This window comes from Rufibacter aurantiacus, from assembly GCF_017916345.1.
GTDB classification, from domain to species: domain Bacteria; phylum Bacteroidota; class Bacteroidia; order Cytophagales; family Hymenobacteraceae; genus Nibribacter; species Nibribacter roseolus.
On record NZ_JAFMSV010000002.1, the window covers coordinates 1157467 to 1174843 of the forward strand.

The following is a 17377-nucleotide window of genomic DNA, read 5'->3' on the forward strand; positions in this document are numbered from 1 at the left end:
AACGCTACTTATTGCCTGATCACCTTGTTGTAGAAGATCTGATCCTTGTCAATCAGGCGCATAAAGTAGGCACCGGTGGTCAGGTTGCTCAGATCTAACTCGGTCTTGAACAATCCGCCTTGTACTTTCACTTCTCTTTCCAGAATAGGCGTGCCCAGGGCATTGTAGAGGATGATGATCACTTTCTGCGAGCCTTTCTCTGACAGGTATTCCACATGGGCCTTGTCACGAGTTGGGTTCGGGAACAGCTTCACGTAGGTGTTGTTGAGGCCGTACGGTGAGTCCGTGATGTCATTCTTGGTGGTGGCACTGGCCACGGCGGTGTAGTCAGACTGTGCGTTGGTGGCGTTGATGGCCTTCACGCGGTAGTAGTACGTGGTCTTGGAGGCGAGCCCCTTGTCTGCGTAGACGGTGGTGTTCTCGGGCAGCGTGGCTACTACGGTAAACGGACCAGTCGCGGAGAGCGCTCTTTCCACTACTACCCCGGTTTCAGAGGTAGTATTGTCGGTCCAGTTCAGGTTGATCTGAGACCCGGACACCGCTTGGGCTGCCAACGTACCAGGCGCCAGGATCACCGGATTCACCGCGATGACTTTGGACACCGAGGCGCCGCAGTTTCCGTCTACCGTGTAGGTGATGGTGAAGGTTCCGGTGCCTACCAATGCAGGGTTAAAAGTTCCGTTCACCACGCCCATTCCGGCGTAGGTACCTCCGGCCGGCGAGCCGCCAGTCAAGGCAAATGGCGCGGTGGTCTCGGTTACCGGAGCCAGGTTAGCCAGGGTTACCGCCGAGGCCGTGGTCACGGTCACTTTCTTCGTGACGCTGGTGGTACAGCCGTTCACCGGCACGGTGTACGTCAAGGTGTGCGTTCCTACGCCTGCCGTGGCCGGGTTGAAGGTTCCGTTGGCACTTACGCCGGTTCCACTCCAGGTTCCGCCTGCCGGACTAGCGCCGGAAAGAGCAAAGGCAGCCTGATTCTGGCAGATGGTCTGGTCGGCACCTGCGTTCACTGGTGCGGTAATGCCTACACTGAAGGCTTTGTCGCTTACGTCTCTCACACTGGTAGAGTTAGCGTCTTCCACCTTGATCACGAAGTTATCTGAGGCCGCCAGGGTAGCCGGAACCGCCCAGTTGAGCGAACCGGTTGCCGCCTGGTTTGTGGCGATGCTCTGGAACGTCTGGCCTCCGTTGGCTGAGTAAGAAACGTTCACGTTCTGCACGCCCTGGCTTCCCCACGCAATCTTGATCGGGGTACCTGGGCAGTACTGCTCGCCACCGTTAGGCTGCAATACAGCCACTTTCTTGGTGTTATCGGTGCCTTTCACCAGCAAGCAAGCCTCACCGTTCAGCTTCATCGGCTCCAGATTACCTACGTTGTCCCTGCCTATGGAGAAGAAGCAGTAGGTTCTGCCTGGCTCTCCCTTGAAGGTGTAGGCCGCGCCGGCGCTCAGCTTGGCTTTCAGGATGGTGAACGCCCCTCCGTTCTCAGACACATACAGGTCATAAGACTGCACCCCACTGCCCTTCGCCTCGTCCTGGATAGTGATGGCTACCGGCGTAGTCGCTTCCACCAGGGCCGGCAACGCCGCTACCTTGGATTCAGGCGCTTTCGCGTCCAGGATGTTTTGAGCCCGGTTTGTGATAATCGGGTCATTTGTATCGAAGACAATGGAGCCTCGGGCGTGGATGGTATCTCCGGTAACCGTTGTGTTCTTCGGTAGCACGGTGTAGGTCACGTAGCCTTCGCCGGCGCCGCTTGCGTTGTTTTTAGGCAGGAAGCCTTTCAACGGATCGGCGGGTGGTAAGCCTGTGCTTGGGTCAACGGTCTGCAGAATCCAGAACGCCTCGTTCTCCACCACGTCTACCCCGGCGGTTACTTCCACGTTGTAGCCCACAGAATCTGCGATTGCCAGGGTGGTCTGGTAGCTGGCCAGATCGGCAGGCACGTTGAAGTTGAACGGCCCGAACCCGAAGGAACCTAACCGGAAGCTCAGCGGATCCAGGTCTTTGTCCAGCGGCACGGTAACCCGCACGCGCTGGGCTGGGGCCGAGGCCCTGGTGGAGTCATTCTCATAGGTCACCTTGTAGCCCATCGGCACGGTAGAGGACACCATCCGGTTCGGCCCGAAGCCTACTGGCCCGATGATCTCGTTCGGGTCACAGGAGGCCACAATGTCGGTGCAGAAGAACAGTTTCCCGAAACAGCTGGCCACGTTAATTCCTAACTCCAGCGCACTGGAAGAGTTAAAGCAACCAATGAGGTCAATCACAAACTGGACATCGCGTTTCCGGTCTCCTTCTGGCAAAGAGCAGCTGTAGAGAGACAACCCGAACTTACCAGCATTGAGCACCGCGCTGGTGATGACCAACGGCGTAGGACCGCCCTTCACAATTCCAATGGTGGTGTTCACCGCATCACCCACGCCCCCAATAATAGCACTGGTGTAGCATTCTGAGGTAGCCGTGGACACTGAGCCTATCACCGCCGAATACGGATCGCTGGCGCCGGTGCGTACTTTCACCATCTGGTTCAGGAAGTCCAGTCCTTTTTTACAGTCATCCTCAGAGAAGATGGTCTCATCACACTTTTTAGGCGTGGTAGGCGGTTGGTTGTCATCTGGGTTCTGCGGCTGTTGCGGCCAGTCTGGGATATAAGACTTGCTGTACCGGTAAGAACCCGGACCTTTTGGTCTGGACGTAGGTTTTCTGTGCGGAGGCGTTCCCGGCGGGGTGCCCGGAGGAGTACCTGGCTGCTCAGGACCTACCGGACCAGTAGGACCGGTTGGACCCTCGGGACCTGGGCCTTGCGGACCCGGACCACCTTCACCGCCTTCGCCACCTGAGCCTCCACCCGATCCACCAGGACCACCTGGGCCTCCGGGACCGCCCGGACCTGTTGGGCCGCCAACACCACCTTTACCACCTGCGCCACCGGCTCCGCCGCCAGGACCGCCGGCTCCACCTGGTCCACCAGCACCCGGGCTGATGGTTCCTGAGCCAGGTCCGCCTTGTCCGCCGGGGCTACCGGGTTCACCGTAACCACCCGGGGCGCCGGGCACACCAGGCTCTCCCGTTTTGGGCACATATGCGGTAAAACACAGGTAAAGTGTATTGCCTGTTACTTTCACCGAAAACTTGCCTTTGTAGGTGTAGTTATAAGCCACGAAACGGGAAGTGTCAATGGCAAATTTGTCTGCAGAGAAACCGGTGATACCACCCTCGGCCACGGCGATTGGCCAGCATTTGTCCACGGCTGGGTGCCAGCCTGCCAGGTAGCTTGGGTAGTTGTCATAGTCCAGCGAGGAAACCCTGATCACGAAGGGGTTCTGCGCCGTAGCGGTGATGTTCAATCGGCCGTTGATTTTCACCAGGTCCCAGCCCGGGTCTGCCCCGGCATTGCCATTGTACTTGTTGATTTCCCACAGGTAGTCCTGCCCCGGCGCAAACGTAGCCGTCGGCATGATGGTGGAACCTGGGCTGGCCCCCGGATCATAGTCAAACGCCATCATCTCTGGGTTCTGGTCCTCTGACTGCGGCGGCTGCGGATTGGAAGGTACTGGCCCGCAGACCGGGCAGGTGTAATCAAAACCCGTGGTGTCTGCAGAAGAGAGCAGGCCGTTGGAGATGAGGGTAGCCATGACGGCTTGCCCGAATTTACGCTGGTTTCCAGCCAGAGTAAGTAATCCTTCCACCTGGTCTGCCTTCAACAGGGCCGGATCAGCGAGAATTGCCCGACGGGAAATCTCTATCTGCTCACTCAGGTTGGTCATGAGCGTGCTCCTGGAATAGGCCAGCAGTTTCACCGTGAGCGGGAATCTGTTCAGTTTGAAATCCTTGAGGCCTACGTTGAGGGCGATGGTCATCTGCTCACCCGGGGCCACGTTGCGGGAGATAAACGGAACCTCCTTGGCGCCACCTACCACGGTGTAATCGGTGTTGGGGATGCCAGGCGCGATGGGCCAGTCAGAACCGGTCAGGAACTTGCCTTCTATTTTCTCCACCGTCACATCCGCATCGCCCAGCACGGTAAGCGTACCGTGTAGTACCGGGATATCCACGTTGGAAGTATTCCGGAAGGAGAAGGTGTACAAACCGCCTTTACCCCGGCGCAGCACGTTGGGCGCCTGCGGCACATAGTCTACGGCGTATTTACTCGCGGCTTCCACGGTCACTCCTTTCGCCAGAATCTGCTGCTGGTTGTTGGGGTTGGTGGCGACCAGGTCGTAGATACCTTTGGGCGTGTTGGTCAGGTCCCAGCGGAGTTTCAGTTCCATGCTGTTGACCATCTTCACCACCTCGGCGGTAACAGAGGTAGTACCGTTGCTTCCTTTCAAGGTGATGCTGATGCCCTGGCGGAACCCGGCGCCCAGCAAGGTGCTGCTCACCACGCCCTGGCCCATGCGGTTTGGCGTGATGCTCATGATGGAAAACGGCAGTGCTTTGGCCAGCAAGGTCACGTTCTGGCTACCCCCGAATCCTGACGATGCCCTTACCAGCACGTAGTAATTACCGGCTTTGGTCTGCGGAATGAGCACTTTCTGGTTAGGCCGGTTGACATCGGTGTACTTGAAGTCAAAGTTGGCGGCGGTAGGGATGCGGTTGTAGGCCACATACACCTCGTTGAGGCCGTAGTTCTGATCACTAGTCAAAGTCAGGAGCAGGTCCTGGTCGGCGGTGACGGCCACCTGGTAGAACAGCTGGTCATTGAGTTTGAGCGGCGCAATCTCCGGCACGTTCAGGAAGAGAGACTTGATCTTTACGTTGACCGGCGTGTCTCCTACTTTCTGGTTGTTGTTGAGGTTGCTCTCATGCACCGCGTTGCTGGAGTTCGCCAGCAGGATTCCCTGGTAGCTGTTGGGGAGCATGCCCGGTACCGGGGCCATCAAAGTGCCGGAAACCGTTTGGCCCGGCTCCAGGTTGATGCGGGTCTCGCCGTAATTCAGCAGCACATCCGAGGCCGCGTTCAGGGTAGCATCTGTTGACAGGAAGGCGCTGTTGCGTAGGTTGCCCACCGCCGGTACCGTGCCCACGTTTTTCACCGTGTACGCGGCCTGCAGGTTCTCGCCCAGGTACACGCTTGGGGTCAGGTTCACTTTCTCCACGATGAGATCGGCCGGAGGCGCCGTCGTGATCTTCAGCGGCAGGGCGATGGACAGGTTGTTATCTTCTTTGTCGTGCTCAAAGACCATGTCCTGGTTGTCGGTGCGCACGAAGAGGTAATAATCGCCATTGAGGTACTTGGGCACATCCACTTCCACGCTGTCGGTATAGCTGGTTCCTTTGGCCAGGGTAACGGTTCTAACCTTACTGCCCAGCGTCTGGCTCGTAGCGGTGGAAGCCAGCGCCGGATCAAGGCCCAGCCAGATGGCATCATGCCAGTAAGAGCGGTCACTGATTTTACTCACAGCCGTTCCCTGCCCTTGGTTTGTGATGGTGAATTTCACCTTCAGGTACTGTCCGGCAAAAGCCACATTAGACGCCTCAATCTTGGTCACCACCAGGTCAGCAGCGGGGGAAGAAGATAGGGTGATTTCCTTTACCTGCAGGTTATTGGTTCTGTTTACCTCATTGGAGATCAGTTTATCTGGGTCAACCAGATGGATCAGGTAATAGGCACCGGCCAATCCTCTGGGGATTTCTGTAGTATAGGTCGCGTTGTAAGTGGCGCCCGGTTCCAGCCCACTCACGCGGAAGTTCCTGGAGAAAAGCACGATGTCTGTGGGGTCCAGTTCCCGGTCTTTGGAGAGATACATTCCGTCTGCCCAGGTGGACACGATGGGACTGCCGTTGCCTTCGTTGAAAACCTTCCAATCCAGTTTGATGGATGTTCCGGCCTGCGCCACGGTTGGGGCGGTGAGCCCAGATACCTCCAGGTCTGGCTCCAGGGGAGCCAATCTGATCCGCACCTTCGTCCCGAACCCTTTGAGGTTATTGGTCTCGTTGTTCTCGTAGATCCTGTTACGGGGGTCGGTCTGCACAAAGAAGTACGCGTCACCTTCCAAATTAGGAGCCCTTACCGTCATCTCGCGGTTCTGGGTCTGGGAGGGCTCCGGCTGACCGGTGAACCTTTGGGTTCCTATCTCCCGGGTAGGGTCCCAGGTAGCGGTGGTGGAATAGGAAACCGCATCCTGGTACTCAGCGCCCGGTTTTCCGGTGCCGCTGTTTTTGACCTGATATTTGATTTTAAACTCTCTTCCGGCAATGACCTCGGTAGGCATCTCCACATTGAGTACCTCCAGCTCAGCGTAGTTACCGGCGGAGATCGTGATCTGCTTGTCGCTGCGTTTTAGGTTGTCAGTTGTAAAAGTGTGCTCAAAAACCTTATCGTCTTCATCGGTGACCAGGTAGGCGTAGTAGTTTCCGGCAATGCCCTCCGGTATCCGGATGCTCTTGGTCTCGGTGTAGGCTCCTTTGGCGCCTACAAAGTCCGTTCCCTGGGTCTGGTAGAACTTGCCCAGGCTGATGCTGGTCTCTTTGTTGAAAGTGGCTTCTTTGGAGATGTACAGGTGGTCGTGCCACACGTTTTCAGTAGCTCTTGGCGCGGAGGCCCCGCTGTTTTTCACGGTCCAGGAGAAAGAGGCTTCGGTGCCAGCTAACGCGGTGTTCGGTCCGCTTACGGCGATAACGGCCAGGTTAGGCGGCGGCGTCAGTTTGATGGTGATCTCACCGCTAGCCTTCACGTTGTTGCTGAGGCGGGAACCTTCGTCTACTCCGTCTTTGTCAGCGGCCACCACAAACACGTAGAACTTCCCTACTTTATTGATGGGCAGCGTTACGGGGGCTACCAGGTTGTAGGTCTCGTTTCTGGGCAGCGGAACGCCGGTAAAGTTGCCGCAGACATCTTTCTGGGTCGTGCTTTTCAGGCTCACGAAAGAATAGCCCAGGTAGATATCATCCGCGGGCGAGAACTGGTTGTCTGAAGACAGGTAAATTCCGTCTACCCAGTAATGGTCATAGCAGCTCGCAGTCGGTCCCAACTTGGCACCGCGTCCGCCCACTACCTGCGTCTGGGGTATCACGCCGCTTGCGTAAGTTTTCTTGCCCAGGGCACTCGCCTCGCCAATATTCTGCACCGAGTAAGTAACGTTGATGCTACTGCCATTGAAGACATCCGTTGGTGTACCCACCGAGAGTACCTTTAGATCGGCCGTAGGGCCTACCTGGATGTTGAGGGTCTGGTGGACAAAGTTGTTCTGCTCATTGCCTTCGTGCAGGGTTTCCTTGCCCGTCAATCTGCCTAGCGAACATTGGTCCCCGGTGAGGGCTCCGGCGCAGTTGGCGTGCTCGTTATCCGTGATGACAAACAGGTAATAGGTACCCGGGGTGGCTGGCAGCGTCACCTCCTGCACCTGCTTGTAGGACTGCTCTGGCTGCAAATAGGTCACCTGCGGGAAAGTACCCAGCAACTGGTCTTCATCACGGCGCAGGTCAAGGTCGGTGGACAGGTACACCCGGTCCACCCACTGGGTGTTGCCTGTACCTGTCTTGCCGATGTTCTTCACTTCCCAGGTAACCGGAATGGTAGCACCACTGGTGGCGGTGGCCTGGATGGTTTTGCTTACGATGGTGAGGTCTGGGAGCGGGAACGTGCGGAAAGTCTGCACCGGCCCATCGGTCTGGCGGCAGTTGTTCTTGGCCACCACCTGCCACTTGTACACCACATCAGAAGCCAGCTTCTGGTTAAGCGTGTAGGCTGGTCCCACCAAATTGGAAGCGGCGGGGAACTGAGGCCGAGCCGATGCAGTTTCTGGCCAGATGTACACATCATAGGAAGTGGCATTGGCAACGGCATCCCAGGTAAGCGGAGTGGAAACAAGGACATTCTGGGCTCCGTTGGCGGGCTTCATGTTGGTGACCGCCCCCGGGGCTACCGGGTTGCCTACCACTACGGTAAGGGTCTGGGACTGGCCTTGCGCCCCGCAGGCGGATACCGGCGTCACAGTGATAGTGTGCGTACCCAGGGTGGTCCAGTTCACCGTCAGTATGGCGCCGGTTTCGGTTTTGGTGCCGCCCCCGGAGAGTTGCCAGGTGTAGCTGGCGGCATTGGAGTTTTTAGCCTCATATTTCCAAATGCCGGGGCAAACGCTGGTCAGCCCTTCAATGGCTTTGGGCTGATCCGGAGGAAGACAGTTGGCTTTGAACGTCTGCACTGGCCCGTCTTTCTCGTTACAGCTGTTTTTAGACACCACCTGCCACTTGTACGTCACGCCATACTCCAGCCCGCTGGTTACCCTGAAACCCAAATTGGTCAGGTTGTCCTCAAAGGGGAAGGAAGGTCTGCTGGTGCCGTTGTCTGGCCAGATGTACAGGTCATAGGAAGTAGCATTGGCCGCCGCACTCCAGCTCAGGTCCAGAGGAATCAATACGTTAGTTTTACCGTTCTCGGGCAGCATATTGCTGACCATGCCTGGGGCAGATATATTCTGCACCGTTACCTGAAGGGTACGGGCGGGACCCGCTTGCCCACAACCCACCGATGGTGTAACGGTAAGGGTATGCGTGCCCGCTTTGGTCCAGGTGACTTCCACTGAATTGCCCGTACCAGACACAATACCGCCATCCCCGGCCGACCAGGTGTAGTTCACCCCATTGACATTGGCTACGCGGTAGTCCTGCTGCTCCAGGCAGACCGTAGTCTTCCCGCTGATGATGCTAGGCTGGGCCGGTGTTACGCAATTAATGATAAAGGTCTGAACGGGTCCATCGGTCTCCTGGCAAGCGTTTTTAGCCACTACCTGCCATTTGTAGGTGATTCCGTTGCTGAGTCCGCTGGTGAGGGTATGCGACAGCGTTGTCAGGTTTTGACCATTAGGTGTGAAAGGCCGGGAGGTACCATCGCGCCAGACATACACATCATAAGCGGTGGCATTCGCCGCCGCCGCCCAGGAAAGATTCAAAGGCAAGGACAGATCCCCGATGCCGTTGGCGGGTTGCATATTGCTTACCGCGGCCGGCGCCTGCATCTGGGTGACCGTGATCTGCACCGAACGCGCCGGACCGGTGGTACCACAAGCCAGGGAAGGAGTTACGGTCAAGGTGTAGGTACCCGGAGTAGCCCAGGTGATCATGGCGATGTTACTAAACGATGTCATGGTGCCTCCCCCGGACAAAGTCCAGGTGTAGGTTACCCCCGCTACGGAAGGCACAGAGTAAAACTCGGCATCTGGGCTCACGCAAACCGGGGTCTTACCGGTAATAGCAAGGGGCTGTGCGGGCGTGGTACAACCCAGCGCGAAGGTCTGCTCGGCACTTTCGGTGGTCTGGCAGCTGGTCCTGGCTACTACTTTCCACTTGTAAGTCACCCCGTTCACCAAGCCGGAAGACACTGTGAATGAAGTGGCGGTGAGGTCATCCTCGTAAGGTCTGGTAGGCGGAACCGGTGAATTGGCCGGCCACAGATAGAAATCATAAGAAGTGGCATTCGCCGAGGCGCCCCAGGAGAAAGTCAGCGGCAAAGACAACCCTCCGGCATTCTGCGCGGGCACCATGTTGGTGATGGCTCCCGGCTTGGGACTGGTAACCACGTCTACCTCAAAGGAAGTAGTTTTACCGGCCGGTTCGCAGTTACTGGTGATTTTAAGTGTAAGCATGTGTTTGCCGGCATTGGCCCAGTTCACGGTAACCTCGGGCCCCACCGCCGAGACAATGGTACCTCCCGCCGAAACCGACCATTGGTAAGTGGCGCCCTCCACCTCGTAGACGGAGTATTTCCCTTGGCCCACGCAGTAATTCCCATCTTCCTCGTTGAGGTAATCCGGCAGTACTATTTTGGCACAGAAGCTTCTTTCCACCGAGGGTGCTGGTGCGTACACGCTGTTACCGCTTTGCTGTGCCGTCACGGTCACTTTGCCAAAACCTTCAATCCAGAGGATATTCCCGCTCAGCACCTGGGCTGGGCCAGCGGCGGTATAGGTTACCGGTAACCCCGAGCTGGCTTTGGCTTTGAGGGTGATACTTCCCTCGCCATCCCGGTCTTCAAGGGCGGCGAATTCAATGGTCTGAGCGGTCTGGCCGGTAGACAATTTCCCGTTACCCGTCAGTTGAAGCACGATCACCTTTTCGCCACCGCCGCTATTGCCCTGGCTGTAGCCGCCCTGGTTCGTAACCACGGGCAGGTCAGTACTGTGCGATGATCCCACCGCTACCACATTGCCGTCAGCATCGGTGGCCACGCCATTCAACACATCGTCTTCCATGGAACCGTAGTACGTAGCCCATTGCCGGGTTCCGGCGGAGTTGAATTTGAGCAGGAAACCATCGGTGTAGTCTTCTGAGGAACCTTGCAATTGGTTATAACCGCCGGCGATGGTCTGGGTGGGCAAACCCATGCCTTCGGAGATGCCTACCACGTAGATGTTGTTGCTGCGGTCGGCCACGATGCTTTTGCCGTAGTCTTCCTGCGGACCGCCGTAGAAGGTGGCCCAGGTACGGGCACCACCGTTGGTGAACTTCAGGATAAAGGCATCTTCCTCGCCGCCTGCCTGGGCCTGGTTGTAGGCCCCGCCCAAATTCTGGAGCGGGAAAGAAAAGCCTTCGGTGGTACCGGTAACCAGCACGTTGTTGGCGCCGTCTACGGCAATGCGGCTTCCGTAATCTTCACCCGTACCGCCATAATAGGTAGCCCATTGTCGCACACCGCCGCCGGAGAACTTCAGGATAAACGCGTCTGACTCGTTGGTAGAAGCAACACTGGGTTGGTTGTAGGCGCCGCCCAAATTCTGTACCGGCATGGCGCCATACGCCTGGCCGGTGACCCAGATGCTGCCGTTCTGATCGGTGGCTACGCCGGTGGCAATCTCTTCATTTCTGCCGCCGTAAAAAGTGGCCCATTGGCGCACACCGCCCGAGCTGAACTTGAGGATGAAGGCATCATCATCGCCGCCCCGGGCGGGCTGGCTGTAGCCGCCGGCCGGCGCCTGCAGTGGAAAGTTGTTGCTGTTGGTGGAGCCTACCACAATGATGTTGCCCGCGCCGTCGGTGGCCACATCGTGCCCTTCCTCGCTCTCGGCCCCGCCGTAGTACGTACTCCAGAGTCGGGCCCCGCTGGCGCTCAGTTTCAGGATAAAGGCATCATCAAATCCACTTAAGGTGGTCTGCTCAAAGCCGCCGTTGGCCAACCGGGGCAAATTGGTACTGGAGGTGGAACCCGTCACGATTACGTTGCCATTGGCATCCACAGCCAGACCACGCGCCGTCTCATTGCTCCCGCCCCCAAAAAAGGTAGACCATTGGCGCACGCCGTTTTTGTCAAACTTCACCACAAACGCATCATAAGAACCGCCGTGCAGGGTCTGGTTGTAGCCTCCGCTCACGGTCTGGGTAGGAAAATCCTCGCTGTAGGTGTTACCAGTGAAGTAGATGTTGCCCGTGGCATCGGTGGCCACATCAGTGGCTTCTTCAAACAAAGAACCACCGTAATAAGTAGCAAAAGGGTCTATGACCAGGTCTTTACCCATATCATAGGCCCCTACTTTGAACCCAATGTTGTTTTTGCTCTTCAGCGTAAAAGCCGAGGTCACCGCCTCCGCCGATGCTCCTTCTTTTGCTTTCTGCTGATAGGTGTAAGGCGCCTCTTCCTGGATGCTTCCCAACGGATGCACAATCTGGAGCTGCCCTTTTTTGTCAATGCTGATGTCTGTGGCTCCCGCGTACTGCATCTGGATGTCCGAGGCCTTCCCACCCGGATGGACCACAAAATCGTATTTCACGCCTTTAGCGCTGGCATGGAACACCAAGTCGATGTTGGGATACACCTCCTGATAGACCAGTTTCTGAAAAGCCGGAACGCCCGTAATGCCCTGAGGGCAATGCGGGAGATAATAGTTGTAGAATTCCTCGGCCTTCTGCTGGCTCAGGATCTTTACCCGCGGGTTGCCGTTGACCAGCTTCATGACCACTTGCTGCTCCTTCATTGCCTCCTTGCCAGAGTTCTTTCCCTGCTTGCTGCTGCTTTCCTTCTTCTGGAAATTATAGATGATCTGGTCCGCGGCGAAGTAAATGGTCGCGCCTTGCACCATGGCCACATATTCAATGTCCTGTTGCAGGTTTCTTTCCTCCTTCTGGATCTGGCCCCGGTTCTGAATGAAATGGACCGGTTTAGTCGATTTTGGAGTTGCCGCCTGCACCCGTAGTAGGGTGAGCAGAAACATAATCAAGGCAAGGGAAAATCTGGTAGAGTAGCTTTTCATTGGCAAAGGGTAGCTGAGAGCGTGTTGAAGGAGTTCATAGGTTCAGAAAATGGGACAATAACTTTCCAGGCAGCTCCGGACATGGATTTTTTCCACTGCCTAAGAGCGCTGGGCTGATACAAAAAAGAAGCGTCTGCGGTACTGAAGGGGGATGATTTATCTTTTAACCAGATAACATAGGGCAAATGGCATTTTAGATTGTAGTCTTACAGGAATTAGAAGACAGACCAAACCCTACAATCCCCTATTTGGCTAATTTAAAATTAGAAATATTTAATTATCTAGATCTAACCATAGTTAAAAGGCTATATTCAATCCATTCTGGTGTACTGGATGAGAATTGGGCTTTGTTTTATGTTTAGAGGGTCTTTTGTGAAAACCAGACCCAAAATGAAGAGGTGGTTATCCGGCAGAGATTGGCTAATGCTTATTCACTTGCCTGAAAAAGCATTTTGCGGATGTTAGAAACGCTCAGGGCGCTACTGCCTGTTTTTGGAGCGATTTCCTAAAATCAGGCCGAAAATAAATGTGGGGAAAGCAATTAAGAGAAACAGCTATAAACTGAGCCAATCTTCAATTCCCTGTTTTAGATCATTTTCAGAAAAACAGGTACAAAACAAAAGAGCCTCTGCAGAATTGCAGAAGCTCTTTTGTGAGTATCAATATGCAAGCTTTAGAAGGGAGAGTCAAAGCCTTCCAGAGTGGGAAGGATTTCGTCTTTTTCAGAGACTAAGGGGTTGTCAATGCCCCATTCAATGCTAAGCGCAGGGTCATTCCAGAGCAGACCACCCTCAGAATCTTTGTGGTAATAGTTGCTGCATTTGTACTGGAAAATAGTGCCTTCTTCCAACGCTACAAACCCATGGGCAAACCCCACCGGGATAAAAAAGGAATTGCGTTTCTCAGCGTCCAGTAGACAAGTAACATACTGCCCATAGGTAGGCGAATCTTTGCGGATATCCACGGCTACATCCAGCGCCCTTCCTACCGTTACGCTTACTAATTTCGCTTGGGCATAAGGTGGTTTCTGGAAATGCAGTCCGCGTAAAACGCCTTTTTTGGAGATGGATAGATTGTCCTGCACAAAGGTCTCGGTGATTCCGGCTTCGGCTAATAACCGGGCACTGAAAGTCTCCAAGAATGCCCCTCTCTCATCAGCAAAAATCCTTGGGGTGATTTCCACCACGCCCGCTAGTGGGTAGTTCTTTACTTGCATGTTTATGTCTTAAAGTAGATATCTTTTGGGTTATAGAAATGGTCTGGGTTTGGAGTAAATCCTCAATCTATGAGCAGAGTGAAGTATAGGAAACCTGAACCTTAATCTTCAAATCCGCCCATCTTCAAATCTGCAAATTTACTTTCTGGCAATCTTCCCGGTTGCTCCTTCAATGGCGGCAAAATAACGGTCAATCACGAACTTCTCATCGAATTTTTCCTCTGCCAGACGGCGGCTGTTGTGGCCCATGGTCTGCAACTCTGGATTTGACAACAGATACACCTGCTCCATTTTGGCGGCCAGATCGGTGCCGTTGCGGACCTCGCAGAGATAGCCGTTGTAGCCGTCAATCACGGTTTCTTTGCAGCCGGGCACGTTGGTGGTGACGATGGGTTTGGCCATGGCGGCGGCCTCCAGCAGGGTACGCGGTGTGCCCTCACGGTAAGACGGCAGCACTACGCAGTCAGCGCTATGAACTACGCTGGCCACGTTGTCTGAGGTGCCCAGGTACTCCAGCCAGCCTTCATTGGCCCACTGTTCCACCAAGGTCCGCTTGATCCCGATGTTGCCTTCCTCGTCAATGGCACCCAGCAGTTGAATGCGCAGCTCGGGGTATTTGGCTTTGAGGATTTTGCTCGCCTCCACGTATTCCACCAGGCCTTTCTCATAAAGCGCCCGCGAAACCATCAGGAAGACAAACGGGCTTTGCCGTTTGAATTCAGGGGCCGGCAGGTAGCGTTTGGTATCGATGCCCGAGCCGGGGATTACCTCGGTGATGGACTCGCGCACCAGTTTGCGGTCTAAGAAAAGCGCTTTGTCATCTGAGTTCTGGAAAAACACCTTGGCCGGAAACTGGAACGAGAACCGGTACAGGGCCATGGCAATCTTAGAGACCAGGTTTTGCACAATGAACACCGTTCCCAGCCCAGACACGTTGTTGATGGTGGGAATTCCCGCCAAGTGCGCCGCAATAGAGCCGTAGATGTTGGGTTTGATGGTGTATTGCAGAATCACGTCGGGCTTCACGCTTTTGTAGGCCTTCAGGAATTTGCGCACCAGCAGCATGTCTTTGAACGGGTTGGTGCCTTTGCTTTCCATGGGTAATGGAACGAATTGGCAACCTTCAGCCACCAGCTTGGCGGAATAGGCGTCTTCGGGGGCGATGGCTACAACTTCATGCCCGGCAGCCAACAGGGCTTTGACCAAACTAAGGCGAAAATTGAAGATATTCCAGGACTTGTTGATAACAATGGCAATTCGCATGGGTACAATAAAGCAAAAGACAAAGATAGCAGCAGATTTGGCAGCAACCCGCTCCTACGGACAGAATCTACCGGGGGTTAATCGGTTTTCAGCGCCATTGTACTTACTTTGCACGTAAACCAAGCCTCAGTTACCAATTTATACCGCTGTGAGCACCGCTTCTCTGCACATCCATGTTCTGGTAGTAGTCCTGTTCCTGATCTTGTTTCTGATAAAGGCGTTCCTGCTTTTCACCGGCAAACACGAGACCCTGAACAAAACCCGCACCTCCACCAAAATGCTGGACATAGTGACCGGTACGCTCATTCTGGTCAGCGGAGGCTATCTAATGATCCAATACAACGGGCCGCTGCCCACCTGGCTGCTGGTCAAAGTGGTGCTGGTGCTGGCCGCCATTCCGTTTTCCATTGTGGGCATCAGAAGGCACAGCAAACTCCTGACCTCCGTAGGAGTACTCATTTTCCTGTATGTCTACGGTGTGGCCGAAACTAAAAGCCTGAAAATGCGTCCTGATAAAGGCGAAGCCGTGGCCGTTTCCCCCAACGGAAAAGTAGGTACTGCCTCCCCAGACCCGGGAAAGGCCAGCAATCCTATTTTAGCCCAACTGGAGGGAACGCAGCTGGAAAACACCAAGGCCATTTACACCGCCCTGTGCGCCAACTGCCACGGAGTAGATGGCCAGAAGGGAGCCAGCGGCGCCACTAATCTGCAACAGAGCACCCTTACCGTGGAAGAACGCCGGGAAGTCATCGCCAACGGGCGCGGCCTTATGCCGGGCTACAGCTCCCAGCTCTCTGAGCAGGAGATGGAGACGCTGGCGCTCTATTCCACTTTGCTTAAAAAGTAACCGTACTACATGAAAAACCAACTCCATATTACTGCCAAAGAACAGGAAACCGCCGTGCTGGTGGCCGTGCCTGAATACCGGCAGACCGATGAAAAAACCAAAGAATACCTGGATGAACTCGCGTTCCTCACCGAGACCGTAGGCGCCAAATCCCTCAAACGCTTTGTGCAGAAACTGGACAAACCAGACTCCAAAACCTACGTGGGCAAGGGCAAACTGGAGGAGATTATCGCCTATGTGAAAGAGCACAAGGTAGACATGGTCATTTTTGACGATGATCTCTCCCCTTCGCAGGTGCGTAACCTGGAGCGCGAGCTGGAGGTGAAGATCATTGACCGCAGTTTGCTCATCCTGGACATCTTCGCGCTGCGCGCCCAGACTGCCACCGCCCGCGCGCAGGTGGAACTGGCCCAGTACCGCTACCTGCTGCCCCGCCTTACCAACATGTGGACCCACTTAAGCCGCCAGAAAGGTGGGGGCGTGGCCATGCGCGGACCTGGTGAGACGGAGATTGAGACCGATAGACGGATTGTGCGGGACAAGATCTCTTTGCTCAAGGAAAGGCTGGAGAAGTTTGAGAAGCAGAACTATGAGCAGCGCAAATCCCGCTCGGGCATTGTGCGCGTGTCTTTGGTAGGGTACACCAACGTGGGCAAATCCACCATCATGAACCTGCTCACCAAAGCAGATGTCTTCGCCGAGAACAAGCTGTTTGCCACGGTAGACGCCACGGTGCGCAAAATGGTGATTGAGAACATTCCGCTGCTGCTCTCAGACACGGTTGGGTTCATCAGGAAACTGCCCACCAAACTCATTGAGAGCTTCAAGTCCACGCTGGATGAGATCAGGGAGTCTGACCTGCTGCTGCACGTGGTGGATGTGTCGCACCCCTCGTTTGAGGAGCACATCGGGGTGGTGAATGATACCTTGAAAGACATCCATTCTGCGGACAAGCCGGTGATCCTGGTCTTCAACAAAACCGACCTGTACCTGCAGCAGCGAGAGCAGGAACTGAAGGAAGAGCACCCGGACGCCCTACCGGACATCAACGACCTGAGATCGTCTTACATGGCCAAGCAGCACACCCCAGCTATCTTTATCTCGGCCACAAACCGGGCCAATATTGATGAGTTGCGCCAGGTCTTGCTGGAGCAGGTGTCCAAGATTCATTTTGAGCGTTACCCGCATAATACGCCTCAGGAAGGGTAAACCCGTTTAGGGGCCCTTTCAGGCAAAACAAGCCAGAAATGAACCCAGAAACAGGCGCCGTGGCATACTTGTAAAGACAACTATTTTCAGGCGTAAACAGTAAACATGAAAGCCGCAGCTGCCCCACAGTTGTGGCTTTCATGTTATGTATGCCATATGAAAACGCTATATCTGTTACGCCACGCCAAATCCAGTTGGAAGTACGAGGAACTGAGTGACCATGACCGTCCTCTGAACAAAAGAGGCCGCACAGATGCGCCCCTCATAGGACAGGAGCTGCTGGAACGGGAAATAAAGCTGGACCTGGTTGTCTCCAGTTCCGCGGTAAGGGCCATCACCACCGCATCGCTGGTGGCCAAGGAACTGAATTTCGCGCCAGACAAGATTGGGGTACAGGAAGAGCTCTACCTTATCTCCTCTGAGGACCTGCTCATCTTTGTCCAGTCTCTGCCCGATGAATACAACCACGTGATGGTGGTGGGGCACAATCCCGCGTTCACCGAACTGGCCAATCAGCTCAGCCCAGACAAAAGCATCGCCAATATTCCTACGGCTGGCATTGTGGGCCTCAGCTTTGACTGCAGCCACTGGGGCCAGATCTCCAGAGACAACGCCAAGCTCCTTTTCTTCGACTTTCCAAAAAACTATCGCTAA

The 17377-nt window shown here is 55.2% G+C and carries 6 protein-coding genes; 3 read left to right on the forward strand and 3 right to left on the reverse strand.

Going from position 1 to position 17377, the window contains the following annotated elements; all coding sequences use genetic code 11:
• Positions 1-8: 8 nt before the first annotated feature.
• From J3P34_RS09910 to J3P34_RS09920, 3 genes are all read right to left on the reverse strand, one after another.
• Positions 9-12188: a DUF7948 domain-containing protein gene (locus tag J3P34_RS09910; protein WP_210488270.1), complete on the reverse strand. Its 12180-nt coding sequence runs from the start codon at positions 12186-12188 to the stop codon at positions 9-11.
• Between the two features lie 673 nt (positions 12189-12861).
• Positions 12862-13404 (reverse strand): dTDP-4-dehydrorhamnose 3,5-epimerase, encoded by a 543-nt coding sequence (rfbC, locus tag J3P34_RS09915; RefSeq protein ID WP_210488271.1) that lies wholly within the window; start codon positions 13402-13404, stop codon positions 12862-12864.
• Between the two features lie 138 nt (positions 13405-13542).
• On the reverse strand, positions 13543-14667 hold the full coding sequence (locus J3P34_RS09920) for a glycosyltransferase family 4 protein (RefSeq protein WP_210488272.1): 1125 nt from the start codon (positions 14665-14667) through the stop codon (positions 13543-13545).
• Between the two features lie 148 nt (positions 14668-14815).
• Here J3P34_RS09920 and J3P34_RS09925 point away from each other — a divergent pair, with 148 nt between their 5' ends.
• The 3 genes from J3P34_RS09925 (at position 14816) to J3P34_RS09935 (ending at position 17377) form a co-directional block, all read left to right on the forward strand.
• The gene (locus tag J3P34_RS09925; RefSeq protein ID WP_210488273.1) at positions 14816-15514 is read left to right on the forward strand and encodes a c-type cytochrome; all 699 of its coding nucleotides are present in this window, start codon (positions 14816-14818) and stop codon (positions 15512-15514) included.
• A gap of 9 nt (positions 15515-15523) precedes the next feature.
• Positions 15524-16723, forward strand: a complete 1200-nt coding sequence (gene hflX / locus J3P34_RS09930; RefSeq protein WP_210463245.1) for a GTPase HflX — start codon at positions 15524-15526, stop codon at positions 16721-16723.
• Positions 16724-16879: 156 nt separating this feature from the next.
• Positions 16880-17377: a SixA phosphatase family protein gene (locus J3P34_RS09935; RefSeq protein ID WP_210463244.1), complete on the forward strand. Its 498-nt coding sequence runs from the start codon at positions 16880-16882 to the stop codon at positions 17375-17377.